The organism is Reyranella sp., assembly GCF_044224635.1.
Lineage (GTDB): Bacteria > Pseudomonadota > Alphaproteobacteria > Reyranellales > Reyranellaceae > Reyranella.
In genome coordinates this window covers 144,581-159,381 of record NZ_JBGAKA010000008.1, presented here as the reverse complement: position 1 = coordinate 159,381, position 14,801 = coordinate 144,581, and the positions used below count along the sequence as shown (strand labels likewise).

The 14,801-nt window shown below is 65.8% G+C and carries 12 protein-coding genes; all 12 read right to left on the bottom strand.

Annotated elements, in window-relative coordinates; genetic code table 11:
• Nucleotides 1-7: 7 nt before the first annotated feature.
• Nucleotides 8-484, bottom strand: coding sequence for a 3-hydroxyacyl-ACP dehydratase FabZ (gene fabZ, locus ACILR9_RS10310; RefSeq protein WP_395709830.1), 477 nt, complete (start codon nucleotides 482-484; stop codon nucleotides 8-10).
• A gap of 17 nt (nucleotides 485-501) precedes the next feature.
• The gene (gene bamA / locus ACILR9_RS10305; protein WP_395709829.1) at nucleotides 502-2,721 is read right to left on the bottom strand and encodes an outer membrane protein assembly factor BamA; all 2,220 of its coding nucleotides are present in this window, start codon (nucleotides 2,719-2,721) and stop codon (nucleotides 502-504) included.
• Nucleotides 2,722-2,930: 209 nt separating this feature from the next.
• Nucleotides 2,931-4,310, bottom strand: coding sequence for an RIP metalloprotease RseP (gene rseP / locus ACILR9_RS10300; protein WP_395709828.1), 1,380 nt, complete (start codon nucleotides 4,308-4,310; stop codon nucleotides 2,931-2,933).
• Nucleotides 4,311-4,340: 30 nt separating this feature from the next.
• Entirely contained in the window at nucleotides 4,341-5,543 is a 1,203-nt protein-coding gene (dxr, locus tag ACILR9_RS10295) for a 1-deoxy-D-xylulose-5-phosphate reductoisomerase (RefSeq protein ID WP_395709827.1), read from the bottom strand.
• Complete coding sequence (locus ACILR9_RS10290; RefSeq protein WP_395709826.1) at nucleotides 5,540-6,181, bottom strand: phosphatidate cytidylyltransferase; 642 nt, start codon at nucleotides 6,179-6,181, stop codon at nucleotides 5,540-5,542. The genes dxr and ACILR9_RS10290 overlap by 4 nt, the downstream gene beginning before the upstream one ends.
• Nucleotides 6,182-6,215: 34 nt before the next feature.
• Nucleotides 6,216-6,956, bottom strand: a complete 741-nt coding sequence (locus ACILR9_RS10285) for an isoprenyl transferase (RefSeq protein ID WP_395709825.1) — start codon at nucleotides 6,954-6,956, stop codon at nucleotides 6,216-6,218.
• Entirely contained in the window at nucleotides 6,956-7,510 is a 555-nt protein-coding gene (frr, locus tag ACILR9_RS10280; protein WP_395709824.1) for a ribosome recycling factor, read from the bottom strand. The genes ACILR9_RS10285 and frr overlap by 1 nt, the downstream gene beginning before the upstream one ends.
• A 1-nt stretch (nucleotide 7,511) precedes the next feature.
• The gene (pyrH, locus tag ACILR9_RS10275; protein WP_395709823.1) at nucleotides 7,512-8,237 is read right to left on the bottom strand and encodes a UMP kinase; all 726 of its coding nucleotides are present in this window, start codon (nucleotides 8,235-8,237) and stop codon (nucleotides 7,512-7,514) included.
• Nucleotides 8,238-8,307: 70 nt separating this feature from the next.
• Nucleotides 8,308-9,234, bottom strand: coding sequence for a translation elongation factor Ts (gene tsf / locus ACILR9_RS10270; RefSeq protein ID WP_395709822.1), 927 nt, complete (start codon nucleotides 9,232-9,234; stop codon nucleotides 8,308-8,310).
• A gap of 99 nt (nucleotides 9,235-9,333) precedes the next feature.
• Nucleotides 9,334-10,125, bottom strand: a complete 792-nt coding sequence (gene rpsB, locus ACILR9_RS10265; protein WP_395709821.1) for a 30S ribosomal protein S2 — start codon at nucleotides 10,123-10,125, stop codon at nucleotides 9,334-9,336.
• A gap of 175 nt (nucleotides 10,126-10,300) precedes the next feature.
• Nucleotides 10,301-11,146: a DUF72 domain-containing protein gene (locus ACILR9_RS10260; protein WP_395709820.1), complete on the bottom strand. Its 846-nt coding sequence runs from the start codon at nucleotides 11,144-11,146 to the stop codon at nucleotides 10,301-10,303.
• A gap of 155 nt (nucleotides 11,147-11,301) precedes the next feature.
• On the bottom strand, nucleotides 11,302-14,751 hold the full coding sequence (gene dnaE / locus ACILR9_RS10255; RefSeq protein WP_395709819.1) for a DNA polymerase III subunit alpha: 3,450 nt from the start codon (nucleotides 14,749-14,751) through the stop codon (nucleotides 11,302-11,304).
• Between the last annotated feature and the right edge of the window lie 50 nt (nucleotides 14,752-14,801).

The following is a 14,801-nucleotide window of genomic DNA, read 5'->3' as shown; positions in this document are numbered from 1 at the left end:
CCCCTCCTCAGCGGTCGCGGATCATCGCAGCGAACGTCGCTTCGGCCGCCACCTTACCCTCGACCAGCGCCTTTCCGGAGAATTTCCAGACATTGGCCCGGCTCTGGACTTTCTCGACATGCAGCTCCAGGCGATCGCCGGGCACCACCGGCCGGCGGAAGCGCACGCCGTCGATCGACATGAAGTAGACGAGCTTGCCTTCGGACTCGCTACCGAAGGTGGAAACCACCAGAACGGCAGCCGTCTGCGCCATCGCCTCGACGATCAGCACACCGGGCATCACCGGTTCGCTCGGGAAATGGCCCTGGAAAAACGGCTCGTTGATGCTGACGTTCTTGATGCCGACAGCGCTGCGATCGAGCTGCATGTCGAGGACGCGATCGACCATCAGCATCGGATAGCGATGCGGGATCATCTGCAGGATGCGCTTGATGTCCACCGACGATGTCTCCGCGACGCCCGTCTTGTCGGTCTGGATGTTCATGACTGCGGCGTCCCCAATCAGAAGCGCGTGCCGAAGCTGAAGCGGATGTTCTCCGTTTTGTCCCACGGGTCCTGCACCAGCGGCTTGGCGTAGTCGATGCGGATCGGCCCGAAGGGCGAGATCCACTGGACGCCGACACCGGTCGAGACGCGCATCGTGTTGCTGGTCAGCACCGTGCTGCTGTACGCCGCCGGGCCCCCGAGGCCCCACAGCGAGCCGATGTCGAGGAAGGCCTTTCCGAAGAGGCCGACCTCCTTGGGCAGGAACGCCAGAGGGAAGCTGATCTCACCGGTCGCCGTGTAGAAATAGGTGCCGCCCAGCGCGTCAGCCGTGATCGAATCGCGCGGCCCGATGCCGCCGACCTGGAACCCGCGCAGGTTGTCGCCGCCGATGAAGAACAGGTTGTTAAGGCGGAGCGACGAACCGTTGTAAGGCACCACCGCACCCACCGATCCGCCGATCGAGCCAATGATGTCCTCGTACAGGGACTGGTAATAGACGGCATCGGCGGTGGTGCGGAAGTACTGCTCCGTGCCGATCAGTCCGGCCACTGCGATCGAGTTGCGGACCAGGAAGCCCTTGGTCGTGTTGACACGCGTGTCACGCGAGTCCCAGGCGACCGTCTCGGATATCTCGGAGACGACCGACGTGCCGGCATTCAGCTGGACGACGTACGACGCCCATGGCTGGACGTTGTAGATGGTGGTCTGGCGCAGCGTGTACCGGACAGTCTGGCGCATGAACTCGCTGTAGGCCCATCCGGCGCGCAGCGCGAAGCCGAGGCTTTGGTCGTTGTACGAGGCGACCTGCTGGCGGTCGTTCGACGTCCGAAAGAGGTCGAAGCCAGCCGCCATCGGGCGGTCCATGAAATAGGGCTCGGTGAAGCTGAGATCGATCAGGGTGCTCAAGGTGCCGAGCGACAGGCCGAGCCGCAGCTCCTGGCCCTTGCCCAGCAGGTTGCGTTCCTTGATCGTGATGTCGCCCAGGATGCCCGCGGTGGTCGAGAAACCGGCGCCAAACGAGATATCGCCCGTGCTCTGCTCGACGACCTGGACCTCAATGTTGGTCTTGTCGGGTGCCGATCCCGGGGCGGCCGAGATGTCGACCTTCTCGAAGAACTGGAGGGCCTTCAGACGCTCTTGGCTGCGACGGACCTTGGCCGTGCTGAAGGCGTCGCCTTCGGCGAGGCGGAACTCGCGCCGGATCACCTTGTCCAGCGTACGCGTGTTGCCGGAGATGTTGATGCGCTCGACGTACACGCGCGGACCTTCCTGAATGTCGAAGGTCACGTCGATCGTGAGATTGTCCTTGTTGCGCCGAATGTTGGGTCGAACCTCGACGAAAGCATAGCCCAGCGCTCCGACCACGTCGGTCAGGGCCGTCACGGTCTTCTCGACCTGATCGGCGTCGTACCATTCGCCCTCGCCGACCGTCAGGAAGCGATTCAGCGTGTCGACGTCGAGCCCCTGGAAGCGCGTCGAGATCTCGACCTTGCCGAACTTGTAGCGCTCGCCTTCGCTGATCGTGAAGGTCAGGAAGAACCCTTCCCGGTTGGGCGCAAGCTCGGCGACCGCCGAGATGACGCGGAAGTCGGCGTAGCCTTCTGAAAGGTAGAACTTGCGCAGCAGCTCGCGGTCGAGATTGACGCGGTCGGGGTCGTAACGGTCGTCGGACGACAGGAAACGATACCACGCGCTTTCGACTGTCCTGATCTTGCCGCGCAGCGTGCCGTCGCTGAAATGCTCGTTGCCGACGAAGCTGATGCGCTGGACGCCGGTCACGTCGCCTTCATTGATCTCGAAAACGAGGTCGACGCGGCCCTGCTCCAGCTTGATGACCTTGGGCTCGACCGATGCATTGTAGCGACCGCTTCGGCGATAGATCGTGAGGATGCGCTCGACATCGGCCTGGACGCGGGCGCGCGTGAAGACCTGACGTGGCCGGGATTGGACCTCGTCGCGCAGCTTGTCGTCGTCTATCTTGCTGTTGCCCTCGAAGGCAACGCGATTGATGATCGGGTTCTCCGTGACCTTGATCACCAGGGTCGAGCCCTGCATGTCCATTGTGACGTCGGAGAATAGGCCCGTGGCGAACAGCGCCTTCAGCGATCGATCGGCGGCGGCCGCGTCGTAGGGCTGGCCAGGCCGGAGCTGCAGGTACGAGCGGATGGTCTCCGGCTCGGCGCGTACGTTACCCTGGATCTGGATGGCGGTGATCGTCCCGCCGGCTGCAGGCACTGCCCCCCCGCCCGCGCGTTGAGCGTGGGCGGGGGGGCCAAGGACGACAACGGTGGCAAGGGCCATCAGCGCCCAGCGAAGGATCACTTTCACCCCCGGCACCTTTCACAATCGCCAACCCGTTTCAAGAACGCAATTTCATAGACCGGCAGCAAGGACTTAGCCACCCCTTTTGTCCCCAGATGGTAATGCTGTCGTGCGCTGACGGCTCAGCGCAGCAGCAGCTTGATATCGTTGAAGGTGGCCACCAGCGCCATGCCGATCACCAGAACGAGACCGACCTTCAGCCCGAGTTCTTGCGCCCACAGGCTGAGCGGCCGGCCTCGAATCGCCTCGTATAGATACATCGCAAGGTGACCGCCATCGAGCATGGGAACTGGCAACAGATTGAATACACCCAACACGATCGACAGGGCGATGACCAGGTTGAGAATTCCGAACCATCCGGCATGCGACGCTTCGCCGGCGGCCTTGGCGATCCGGATCGGTCCGCCGAGCTCGTCGACCGGTCGGGTCGCCGTGATGATCTGGACCATCGACGTGTAGAACATGTTGGTCATGCTCCACACGTGGCGGACGCCAGCATCCATCGCGTGAATCAGACCGTCGCGGCGGAACTCGGTCACGTTGGCCGGACGCACACGCAGGCGGCCGACCGTCAGCTCCTTGCCGGCGCAGTCGAGCGCCTTGTCGGCAATCGGCACCACGGTCGCCTCGCCGCGCTGGCCGTTGCGCAGGTAGGTGATGATGACCGGCTTGCCGGCCTGATTGCCGATCATCTCCGGAATGCGCGAGAAATAGTCCACCGGCTTGCCGTCGATCTCAAGCAGCAGATCGCCGACCTTCAGTCCGCCCGCTTCCGCGGGGCTGTCGGCCACGAAGCCGCCGACCACGGGCTTGACCAGCTGGTCCATCCCCAGCTCGCCGAAGCGCAGGGTATTGTTGTACTTGTCGGTCCGCTCGCAGAATTGCGGAACGATCTCGCCTTGAAGGATCTGGTTGCCGCGGCGGTACTCGACCGGCATCGGCCGGGTCCAATAGAGCAGCTGCGAATCCTGGATGTCCTCGTAGCGATTGACCCGCTTGTCGCCGAACCGGATGATCTCATCCCCCGTGCGCAACCCTGCCTTGGCCGCCGGGCCGTTGGTCTGGACGGCGACGACCGGCGGCGAATAGGGCTCTCCCACGAAATAGAAGACTGCCGTCAATAGGATGAAGGCGAACAGAAGATTGGCGGCCGGACCACCGACGACGACGGCCGCGCGGGCATAGAGCGGCTGGCTGAAGAAGGCGCGCCCCCTCTGATCAGAGGTGAGAGCCTCGCCCGACGACGTGACGCTCGCCTGATCGGCATCGCCCAGGAACTTGACGTAGCCACCGAGCGGAACGGCACAGATCTTCCAGCGCGTGCCCTTGCGATCGGTCCAGCCGAACAGTTCCGGGCCAAAGCCGATCGAGAACACCTCGGCATGAATGCCGAAGCGCTGCGCCACCCAGTAATGTCCGAATTCGTGAACGAATACGAGCAAGGTCAATACGAGGACGAAGTACGGCAGGTAGGTCGTGAACAGACTGAGAGCGCCGTGCATAGGTCAATACACCATGAATTTCATTTCAGCTCAATTGCTTGGCAACCTGACCTGACATCGCACATCGGCCCTCCGGCGGGCCTCCTCGTCGGCAGCCTGGACCTCCTGCAGCGCCGCAACCGGCGTTGCCAGGTCGTCCCAACCAGCCATCACGTCCTCGACGATGCGTGCAATGTCGAGAAAGCCGATGCGCCGCGCCAGGAACGCGGCGACAGCCGCCTCGTTGGCTGCATTCATCACGATGGGTGCAAATCCGTTGATCGCCAAAGCCTGACGCGCCAACCGTAGGGACGGAAAACGGCCGGAATCGGGCTGTTCGAACGTGAGCGCTGAAAGCGTCGCGAAATCGAGCCGCGCCGCCGGCCCCTCGATGCGCGATGGCCAGCCCAGAGCATGCGAGATCGGCACCCGCATGTCTGTCGAACCGAGCTGGGCCAGCACCGAGCCATCCCGATAGGCCACCATCGAATGGATGACCGATTGCGGGTGCACGACGATCTCGATCTGCTCCCCCGGCATGCCGAACAGCAGGTGCGCCTCGATCAGCTCCAGGCCCTTGTTCATCATGGTGGCGGAATCGATCGAGATCTTGTCGCCCATTTGCCAGTTGGGATGCGCCAGCGCCTGCGGCGGGGTCACCTCCGCCATGTCGGCCAGCGACCATTGGCGGAACGGCCCGCCCGAAGCAGTGAGGATGAGCCGGTCGATCGCGTGCCGCTGTCCCGGCTCGAAGACCTGGAAGATGGCGTTGTGCTCCGAATCGACCGGGAGCAAGGCGCCGCCGGAAGTTTCGACGGCCTCGATCAGCAGGCGGCCGGCGCACACCAGCGCTTCCTTGTTGGCGAGCGCCACCATCGCCCCGCGACGGGCGGCGACCAGGGTCGGCGGCAGGCCGGCGAAGCCCACGATCGCCGCCATCACCCATTCCGCCGGCCGAGCGGCCGCTTCGGCCATGGCATCGGCCCCCGCTGCCGCCTCGGTGGATGTCCCCGCCAAGGCCTCCTTGAGTTCCTTGTAGCGCGTCGGATCGGCGACGACCGCCAGCCGGGCGCGCAGCCGGCGAGCCTGGTCGGCCAGCCGGTCGACCGACCGGCCGGCGACCAGGGCCTCGACGCGGTAGGCGTCGGGATCACGGGAAATCAGATCGACGGTGCTCTGCCCGACCGAGCCTGTCGACCCCAGGATGGTGACGCCGCGCGGTCGGTCGTGCGAGGGAGCAGCCCATCGCGTCATGTCCAAGGCCAGCCTCCGTCACCAAGCAGTCGAACCAATGCCACGACCAGCAGGATCGCGACCAGACCATCGACGCGGTCGAGCAAACCGCCGTGGCCCGGAATCAGAGTGCCGCTATCCTTGACGCCGGCGCTCCGCTTCATGGCCGATTCGAGAAGGTCGCCCACCTGTCCGACGACGGCAAGGAGCGCACCGACGACGGCGAGAAGTATGGTCTGCCCGAGCCCGAAGGCGTAGCCGAATGCCGCGCTGGCAACCGCCGCCCACGCCATCCCGCCGACCAGCCCGGACCAGGTCTTTCCGGGGCTGATGCGCGGCGCCAGCCTGGCGCCGCCGGCGGAGCGACCGACGACGTAGGCGCCGATGTCGGTTGCCCAGGTGCAGCAGACGATCCACAGAATCGTTTCGCGGCCCAAGGCCGGCTGATGGCGTAGCCAGAGCAGCGCCACGACCGCAGCAAGCACGTAGGCGATCGCGACCAGCCGCATCACCGGCCGGCCTCGGCTGAGACGAAGACATTCCGACACCATCAGCGGCGCCGCCACGGCGGCAATCAGATCGAGCCACGGGAAGCCGTACCAGATCGCGGCGAGCAGCAGCGGTCCCAGCACGACCGCCGACACAGCCCGAACGAGCACACTCTTGAACCGCCCCGACCCTCGCGTCGACGCGTCAGCCGACGACGCCGCCATAACGTCGCTCACGCCGTCGGAACTCCGCCATCGCCCGCTCGAGATGCTCCTTGCCGAAGTCGGGCCATAGCGTGTCGACGAAGATCAGCTCGGCATAGGCGCACTGCCAGAGCAGGAAATTGCTGATGCGCTGCTCACCGCTGGTGCGGATCAGGAGGTCCGGATCGGGCACGCCCGAGGTCAGCAGCTCACGCTCGAAACGGCCTTCATCGATGCGATCGGCCTCGAGCTCCCCGGCCGCGACTTGCTCGGCGAGACGCCGGGCGGCGCGCAGGATCTCGTCGCGCGCTCCGTAATTGACGCAGATGTTGACGTCGATGCGGCTGTTGGCATGCGTCATCGCCTCCGCCCGCTCGATATCCCTGACGATGTCCGGCGCCAGCCCGGCGCGGTTGCCGATCACCCGCAAGCGCGCGCCGTTGCGATGCAGCTCCTCGAGCTCGCTGCGCAAGTAATGGCGCAGCAGCCCCATCAGGTCGTTGACCTCCTCGGCCGGGCGCGTCCAGTTCTCGGTCGAGAAGGCAAACAGAGTCAGGATCGGTATGCCGAGCTCGCCTGCTCCGCGGACCACCCGACGCACCGCGTCGGCGCCACGGCGATGCCCGGCGACCCTCGGCAAGCCGCGCGCCTTCGCCCACCGGCCGTTGCCATCCATGATGATGGCGACGTGATTCGGCCCGGGCGGGGGATCGGAGTGGGCGGGAAGCGACGCGGTCGACATCAGACGGTCTTGATCTCTTTTTCCTTGTGAGACAGCACCTCGTCGACCTGCTTGACGTATCGGTCCGTGAGCTTCTGCACCTCGTCCGACTTCTGGCGATGCTCGTCCTGCGAGATCTTGTGATCCTTTTCCGCCTTCTTGAGCGCTTCCATGCCGTCGCGACGGACGTTGCGAACCGCCACCCGCCCCTGCTCGGCATATTTGTGGGCAAGCTTGACCAGCTCGGCGCGGCGCTCGCTGGTGAGATCGGGAATCGGCACGCGGATCATCTGGCCATCCGGCGCCGGATTGAGGCCGAGACCGGCCTCGCGGATCGCCTTGGCCGTCGACACGACCAGGCCCTTGTCCCAGACATTGACCGTGAGCAGCCGCGGCTCGGGGGCGCTCACGGTGCCGACCTGGTTGAGCGGCATGCGCTGGCCATAGGCCTCGACCATGACCGGATCGAGCAGGCTGACCGAGGCACGGCCCGTCCTGAGGCCCGCCAGGTCCTTCTTCAGCGCGTCGACCGCGCCATGCATGCGTTTGTCTAGTTCCTTGGGGTCCGCGCTCATCTCAGGCCTCGTCCTTGATGATGGTAAAAGTCCCCTCCCCGCGCATCGTCTGGGCGAAGGCGCCGGGCTTGTGGATATCGAATACCACGATCGGTATGCGGTTTTCGCGCGCCAGCGAGATTGCCGACGCATCCATGACCTGCAGGTCGCGCGACAGCACGTCCATGTAGGTCAGGGAATCGTAGCGCTGGGCGTTCTTGTCCTTGTGCGGGTCGGTCGAATAGACGCCGTCGACCTGGGTGCCCTTCAGCATCGCATCGACACTCATCTCGGCCGCGCGCAGCGCCGCCGCGGTGTCGGTCGTGAAGAAAGGATTGCCTGTTCCAGCGGCGAAGATCACGACCCTGCCCTTCTCCATGTGGCGCACCGCCCGCCGGCGGATGTAGGGCTCGCACACCGTCGTCATCGGGATGGCCGACTGGACGCGGGTCTGCAGACCGCGCCGCTCGAGCGCGCTCTGCATCGCCAGCGAATTGATCACCGTCGCCAGCATGCCCATGTAGTCGCCGCTCGCGCGATCCATGCCGGACGCGGCAGCCGACACGCCGCGGAAGATGTTGCCGCCGCCGATGACGAGGCAGATCTGCACCCCCAGGTCGTGCACGGCCTTCACCTCTTCGGCCACCATGGAAACCATGGCTGGGTCGAGACCATACTCCCGATTGCCCATCAGCCCCTCGCCCGAGAGCTTCAACAAGACACGGCGATAGCGGGGGGCCGACGGCATCATTGCCTCTGTATGCGATTTCTTGGGCGTCGCGGGCAAGCCGCCCGCGCGCCGAAGGGGAATGTTACTACTACTTCTTGAGCTGAGCAGCCACCTCAGCCGCAAAATCCTCCGATTTCTTCTCGATGCCCTCGCCGAGCGCGAAGCGCAGGAAGCCGGCGAGCCTCACCGGAGCGCCGACCTGCTTGGCCGCGTCGTCGACGACCTTGGACACGCGGGTCTTGCCGTCGATGACGAACAGCTGCTCGAGCAGCACGACCTCCTGGTGGAACTTGCGCAGGCCGCCCTCGACCATCTTGGCGACGATGTCGGCCGCCTTGCCGGTCTGGCCGGCCTTCTCCGCCAGCACCGCACGTTCGCGCTCGATCGCGGCGGCGTCGAGATCCGCAACGGTGAGCGACTGCGGATTGGCCGCCGCGACGTGCATGGCGAGCTGCTTGGCGATTCCGGCGAGCTTGGCCTTGTCGCCCGTCGATTCGAGCGCGACCAGCACGCCGATCTTGCCGAGGTCGGGCGCCACCGAATTGTGCATGTAGCCGGCGACAACGCCGTCCGACACCGACAGCGCGGCGGCGCGGCGCAGCGACATGTTCTCGCCGATCGTGGCGATCAGGTTGGTCAGTTCGCCCTGGACGTCGCGGCCCGTACCCGGGAACGGCGCCGCGGCGATCCTGGTCATGTCGGCCGCGGTCTCGAGGGCGATGCCGGCGGTCGCCGAAACGAACTTCTGGAAGGTCTCGTTGCGGCCGACGAAATCAGTCTCGGCATTGACCTCGACGACGGCGCCGCGGTTGCCGCGCGCGGCCACGCCGACCAGGCCCTCGGCCGCCACGCGACCTGCCTTCTTGGCGGCCGCCGACAGGCCCTTGGTGCGCAGCCAGTCGACCGCCTTCTCAAGGTCGCCCTGGACCTCGCCCAGCGCCCGCTTGCAATCCATCATGCCTGCGCCGGTCTTCTCGCGCAGTTCCTTGACCAGGGAAGCTGTGATCTCAGCCATGTCTCGCTCCGTTTGTGCACCCGTTGGCGCAATTGGGGCCGGTTCTTCGACCGGCCCCCTCAATCCTCGAAAGATAACACTCGAAGATGAAGTGTCGGCTTACTCCGCCGCCGTTGCTTCGGCGCCGTCGCCTTCGACCGGCGGCGGCAGGTCCTCGCCCATCGGCTCGCCGAGCTCGCCGAGATCGCCGCCCGATGCGGCGATTTCCGCACGGATGCCGTCGAGCACCGCGCCCGACAGCAGTTCGCAGTAGAGCGACACGGCGCGGATGGCGTCGTCGTTGCCGGGCACCGGGTAGTCGATGCCGTCCGGATCCGAATTGCTGTCGAGGATCGCCACGATCGGAATGCCGCGCTTGCGCGCCTCCTGGACGGCAATGGCCTCCTTGTTGGTGTCGATGATGAACAGCATGTCGGGCGTGCCGCCCATTTCCTTGATACCGCCCAGCGACCGCTCGAGCTTGTCGCGCTCGCGCGTCAGGTCGAGCTGCTCCTTCTTGGTCAGACCGACGACGTCGCCCTTGAGGCGCTCGTCGAGCTCGCGCAGCCGCTTGATCGACGCCGAGATCGTCTGCCAGTTGGTGATCATGCCGCCCAGCCAGCGGTGGTTGACGTAGTACTGGCCGCAGCGCTTGGCCGCCTCGGCGATCCGGTCGGCCGCCGCCGCCTTGGTGCCGACGAACAGCACGCGTCCGCCGTTGGATACGATCTGGCGGACCTGCAGGAGCGCCTGCTCGAGCAGCGGGACCGTCTTGGTGAGATCGATGATATGCACCCCGTTGCGCACCCCGAACAGGTACGGCTTCATCTTGGGGTTCCAACGCCGGGTGTGATGCCCGAAATGGACACCCGCTTCCAGCAACTGACGCATCGTGAAGGTCGGCATAGCCATGCCGTTTCTCCTTTTCCGGTTGATCCTCCGCGGGCGCCGTCCCCGTGCCCGAAGGAGCGAAGGACACCGGAGCGAGCGGCGGGATGTCTCCCCGTCGACCGCAAACCCGCGTGCGAAGTGGGCGTGGTTCTAACGACTTCGCCTGGCCATTGCAAGTGCCAGCAAAATCAATTGCTTATGGCAGCAATTTGGCGATTTCCTCGGCTAATTTCAGGAGCGACCAGGGAGCGCTTCCCTCGGCCTTGTTGTTGGCCGTGATCCAGACCGGCTGGCCTTTCCCGAAAGCCTCTGCCGCCATTCTGGCCAGGACCAGCCGGGTTTCCGGATCCTCGTCGATCAGCCGGTCGAACGGTTCGTAGCGCTGCTTGGCGGCCTGGTAGCGGAAGCCGCGGTGCAGGTTCCAGCGCACCACCAGGGGGCCGGGCGAGAGGCCGTCGAGCACCCTCAGCGCCGCCGCCTGGCGTTCGACCTCGGGCATGCGGTCGTGCAGGCCGACGCAGTAGCGAACGCCCGCCGAGGCCAGCATCTTCATCAGGCGCGGCGTCAGCAGCTCGGCATTGCGCAGCTCCAGCGCATAAAGCGGTCGGCGCGTTCCGAGGTGATCCGGCAGGGCGCCGAAGAACGCCGCCAGACGCTCGACCAGGGATGCCGCATCTTCCACCAGGTCGCGCGGGAGAGGCGAGATCTGGAAGACCAGCGGCCCGGCCTTGGACCCCAGCCCATCGAGGCACGGCACGACGAATTCCCGGGCGGCCAAGCCCGGATCGAGGAAATGCGGGTTGACGGCTCTACTGCGTCCCTGCTCGTCACGCGCCTGCGCATCGCACACCAGGGCCGGCGCCTTGACGACGAAGCCGAACCCGTCCGGCACCTGGCGGGCGTAACGCAGATAGTCGGCCGTCGAGATCGGCGCGTAGAACGTGCGGTCGAGGCTGACGGTGAGCAGCAGCGGGATTTCAGCGTAGGCCGCCAGGCCATGGCGGCTCAGGACCGGCTGCGGATAGAGGCGGTCGTAGACCAAGCTGCGCCAGCCGGGGAAGAACCAGGACGATGTCCCGAGCCTGATCCCGGCCGGTAACGGCGGAGCCCCACGCAACGGCGAGTCGGGCGCGGACCGAACCTCCCCCATCCGCTTTGCCGGCGGACCCGGATGAGCAAACAGCTCGGCCTGCTGGCTCAAATCTCTTCCACGTGCATGATGCCCGGCAATCCGCCGATGGCGTCGCGCAAGCCGCCGGCGATGGCATAGGCGCCCGGCAAGGTGACTTCGGCCTCGGCATCGTCGTCGGTCATGGGGACGACCAGGGTCACCCGCCCGCGGCCGCGCTTGCCGTCGAGCGCCTTGCGCAGCGGCTCGACGGCAGCCCGATCCGACACGACCACGCGCAGGCCGGCCGCCGCGTTGGCCACGGCCTCCTCGAGCCGCTCGATCGTCTGCGCCGTGAGCTTCACCTGCTCCCCGTCCAGCCGGCCGTCGGCGGAAACCAGGACCGCCTGACCGGCCTCGAGCAGGTTTCGCTTGCCGCCCAGAAGCTCGCTGAACACCGTGAGCTCGAAGGCGCCGGACTGGTCGGAGCACTGCACGAAGGCGAAGCGATTGCCCTTGGCTGACGTGCGCTCCTGCCGGTCGATCACCGTGCCGGCGAGCTTGATGCGACCGGGCGCGCCCCGGCCCAGCAACGCGGCGAGATCGGCCGCGCGGCTGACGCCCAGCCGCTTCAGGCTGAGCTCGTAGGCCGCCAGCGGATGCGACGACAGGTAGAAGCCGATGGCCGAGAACTCGTTCTGCAGGCGCTCCATCGGCGCCCAGTCCGGCACCTTGGGGAGCTGCGGCCGGCGCTGGGCCGTGTCGTCGCCGAACAGGCTGTTCTGGTTGCTGGCGCGCGATTCGTGCGTCGCCTGCGAATGGCGCGACAGGACCTCGACGGAGCCGAAGGTCTGGGCACGGTTCTTGTTCAACGAATCGAAGGCGCCGGCCTTGACGAGGCTTTCGAGCAGACGCTTGTTGATCACGCGCTGGTCGAGGCGCTCGGCGACATCGAACAGATCCTTGAAGGGACCGTTTGCCGCGCGCTCCTCGACCAGCCGGTTCATGGCGTCGCGCCCGACCCCCTTGATGGCCGCCAGCGCGTAGCGCACGCCCTTCTTGCCGTCCGCCGTCTCCTCGACGGCGAACTCCGCCATCGACCGGTTGATGTCCGGCGGCATCAGAGGAATCTGCAGCCGCTCGAGCTCGCGCCGGAAATTGCCGATCTTGTCGGCATTGCCCATATCGAGGGTCATCGACGCGGCAAAGAATTCGACCGGGTGATTGGCCTTCAGGAAGGCCGTCTGGTAGGCGACCAGCGCGTACGGTGCCGAATGGCACTTGTTGAAGCCGTAGCCGGCGAACTTCGCCACCTTGTCGAAGATCATCGAGGCGCGCGATTCCTCGACGTTGTTCTTGGCCGCGCCCTCGACGAAGGTGGCGCGCTGGGCATCCATCTCTGCCTGGATCTTCTTGCCCATGGCGCGGCGCAGAAGATCGGCGCCGCCCAGCGAATAGCCCGACAGGACCTGGGCGATCTGCATCACCTGCTCCTGGTAAACCATGATGCCGTAGGTCTCTTCCAGGATGCCCTTCAACGACGGGTGCAGGTAGTCGGGCTTCTCGAGCCCGTTCTTGACGCTGATGTAGGTCGGGATGTCGTCCATCGGGCCGGGACGGTAGAGCGCCACCAGCGCGATCAGATCCTCGAAGCGGTTGGGCTTCAGCTTGGCGAGAATGTCGCGCATGCCGCTGCCTTCCATCTGGAAGACCCCGTAGGCATCGCCCTTGGCCAGCATCTTGAAGGTCGGTTCGTCGTCGAGCGGTATCTTGGCGATGTCTATCGTGTCCTTGCCGACCAGCGCGCAGGCCTTCTCGATCACGGTCAGCGTCTTGAGCCCGAGGAAGTCAAACTTCACCAGCCCTGCCGTCTCGACCCACTTCATGTTGAACTGAGTCGCCGGCAGCGAGTCCTTGTTGTCGGTATCGCGATAGAGCGGCACCAGCTGGTCGAGCGGGCGATCGCCGATCACCACGCCCGCGGCATGGGTGGAGGCGTTGCGATACAGGCCCTCGAGCTGCAGCGCGAGGTCGATCAGGCGCTTGATCTCCTCGTCGCCAGCATACTGATCCTTGAGGAGCTGCTCGCTCTCGAGCGCCTGGGCCAGGGTCACCGGCTTGGCCGGGTTGTTGGGCACCAGCTTACAGATGCGGTCGACCTGGCCGTAGGGCATGCCCAGCACGCGGCCGACGTCGCGCAGCACGGCGCGCGCCTGCAGCTTGCCGAAGGTGATGATGGCGGCGACCCGGTCGTGGCCATACTCGTCGCGCACGTAGCGGATCACGCGGTCGCGCTTGTCCTGGCAGAAATCGACGTCGAAGTCCGGCATCGACACGCGCTCGGGATTGAGGAAGCGCTCGAACAGCAGGCCCCAGCGCAGCGGGTCGAGGTCGGTGATCTTGAGCGACCAGGCGACCAGCGAGCCGGCGCCCGAACCGCGCCCCGGGCCGACCGGGATGTCATGGTCCTTTGCCCATTGAATGAAGTCAGCAACGATCAGGAAGTAGCCGGAGAAGCCCATCTTCTCGATCATGCCGAGCTCGTAGGCGAGCCGTTCCTGGTACTTCGCGAAATCGATGTCCGGCGACAGCCGTCCGCCGGCCTTGAGCGTTGCGAGCCCGTTCCCGGCCATCTCGGCCAGCGCCTCCTTGTCGGCGCGTCCAGCGAGCTTGGTGTAGCGCGGCAGGATGGGCTTGCGCGGCACCGGCATGTAAGCGCAGCGCCGCGCCACCACCAGCGTGTTGTCGCAGGCTTCCGGCAGATCCACGAAGGCCTTGCGCATCTCGGCGGCGGGCTTGAAGTAGTGCTCGGGCGTCAGCCGACGCCGGTTGGGATCCTCGATATGGGCGCCCTGCTCGATGCAGAGCAGCACGTCGTGTGCCTCGTACATCGCGCGCTTGGGGAAGTGGACGTCGTTGGTCGCCAGCAGCGGCAGCCCGCGCTGAAAGGCGAGATTGATCAGCGGCTCCTCGATGCGCCGTTCCAGATCCTCGCCGTGGCGCTGCAGCTCGATGTAGAGGCGGCCATCGAACGCCGCCTGCAGACGCTCGAGCTGGTGCGTGGCGGCAGGTCCCTGTCCCGCGGCCAACAGTCGGGCCACGCCGCTGCCTGGCCCGCCCACGAGGGCCAGCAAGCCGTCCGTATTGCCCACCAGTTCGGCGAGCGGCAGGGCCGACAGCGAGCCGGTCTTGAATTCGAGGTGAGCCCGGCTGACCAGCCGCATCAGGTTGAGATAGCCCGCCTCGTTCTGGACCAGCAATGTGAGCCAATCGGCTTCGAGGGCCTTGCCGGCTGCCGCCAGGCCGCTCTCGTCCTCACGCCGGATGCCGAGATCGCAGCCGATGATCGGCTGGATTCCCGCTTTGGCGGCGTACTGGGAGAATTCGAGCGCGCCGAACAGGTTGCCGCGATCGGTGACGGCGACGGCCGGCATCTCGTTCGCCTTGGCGAGCGAGGCAATGACGTCGACCTTGTTCGCCCCTTCGGTGAGCGAATAGGCGGACCGGACTTTCAGGTGGACGAAGTCAGCGGTAGGCACGGGCCACTATGGTGCCGCGCTCTTGTGGAAAGCGAGCCGCAATCGCGTGT

Coding starts and splice junctions, on each gene's coding strand:
- fabZ (WP_395709830.1), bottom strand. CDS start 484: ATGAACATCCAGACCGACAAGACGGGCGTCGCGGAGACATCGTCGGTG.
- rseP (WP_395709828.1), bottom strand. CDS start 4,310: ATGCACGGCGCTCTCAGTCTGTTCACGACCTACCTGCCGTACTTCGTC.
- dxr (WP_395709827.1), bottom strand. CDS start 5,543: ATGACGCGATGGGCTGCTCCCTCGCACGACCGACCGCGCGGCGTCACC.
- ACILR9_RS10285 (WP_395709825.1), bottom strand. CDS start 6,956: ATGTCGACCGCGTCGCTTCCCGCCCACTCCGATCCCCCGCCCGGGCCG.
- frr (WP_395709824.1), bottom strand. CDS start 7,510: ATGAGCGCGGACCCCAAGGAACTAGACAAACGCATGCATGGCGCGGTC.
- pyrH (WP_395709823.1), bottom strand. CDS start 8,237: ATGCCGTCGGCCCCCCGCTATCGCCGTGTCTTGTTGAAGCTCTCGGGC.
- tsf (WP_395709822.1), bottom strand. CDS start 9,234: ATGGCTGAGATCACAGCTTCCCTGGTCAAGGAACTGCGCGAGAAGACC.
- rpsB (WP_395709821.1), bottom strand. CDS start 10,125: ATGGCTATGCCGACCTTCACGATGCGTCAGTTGCTGGAAGCGGGTGTC.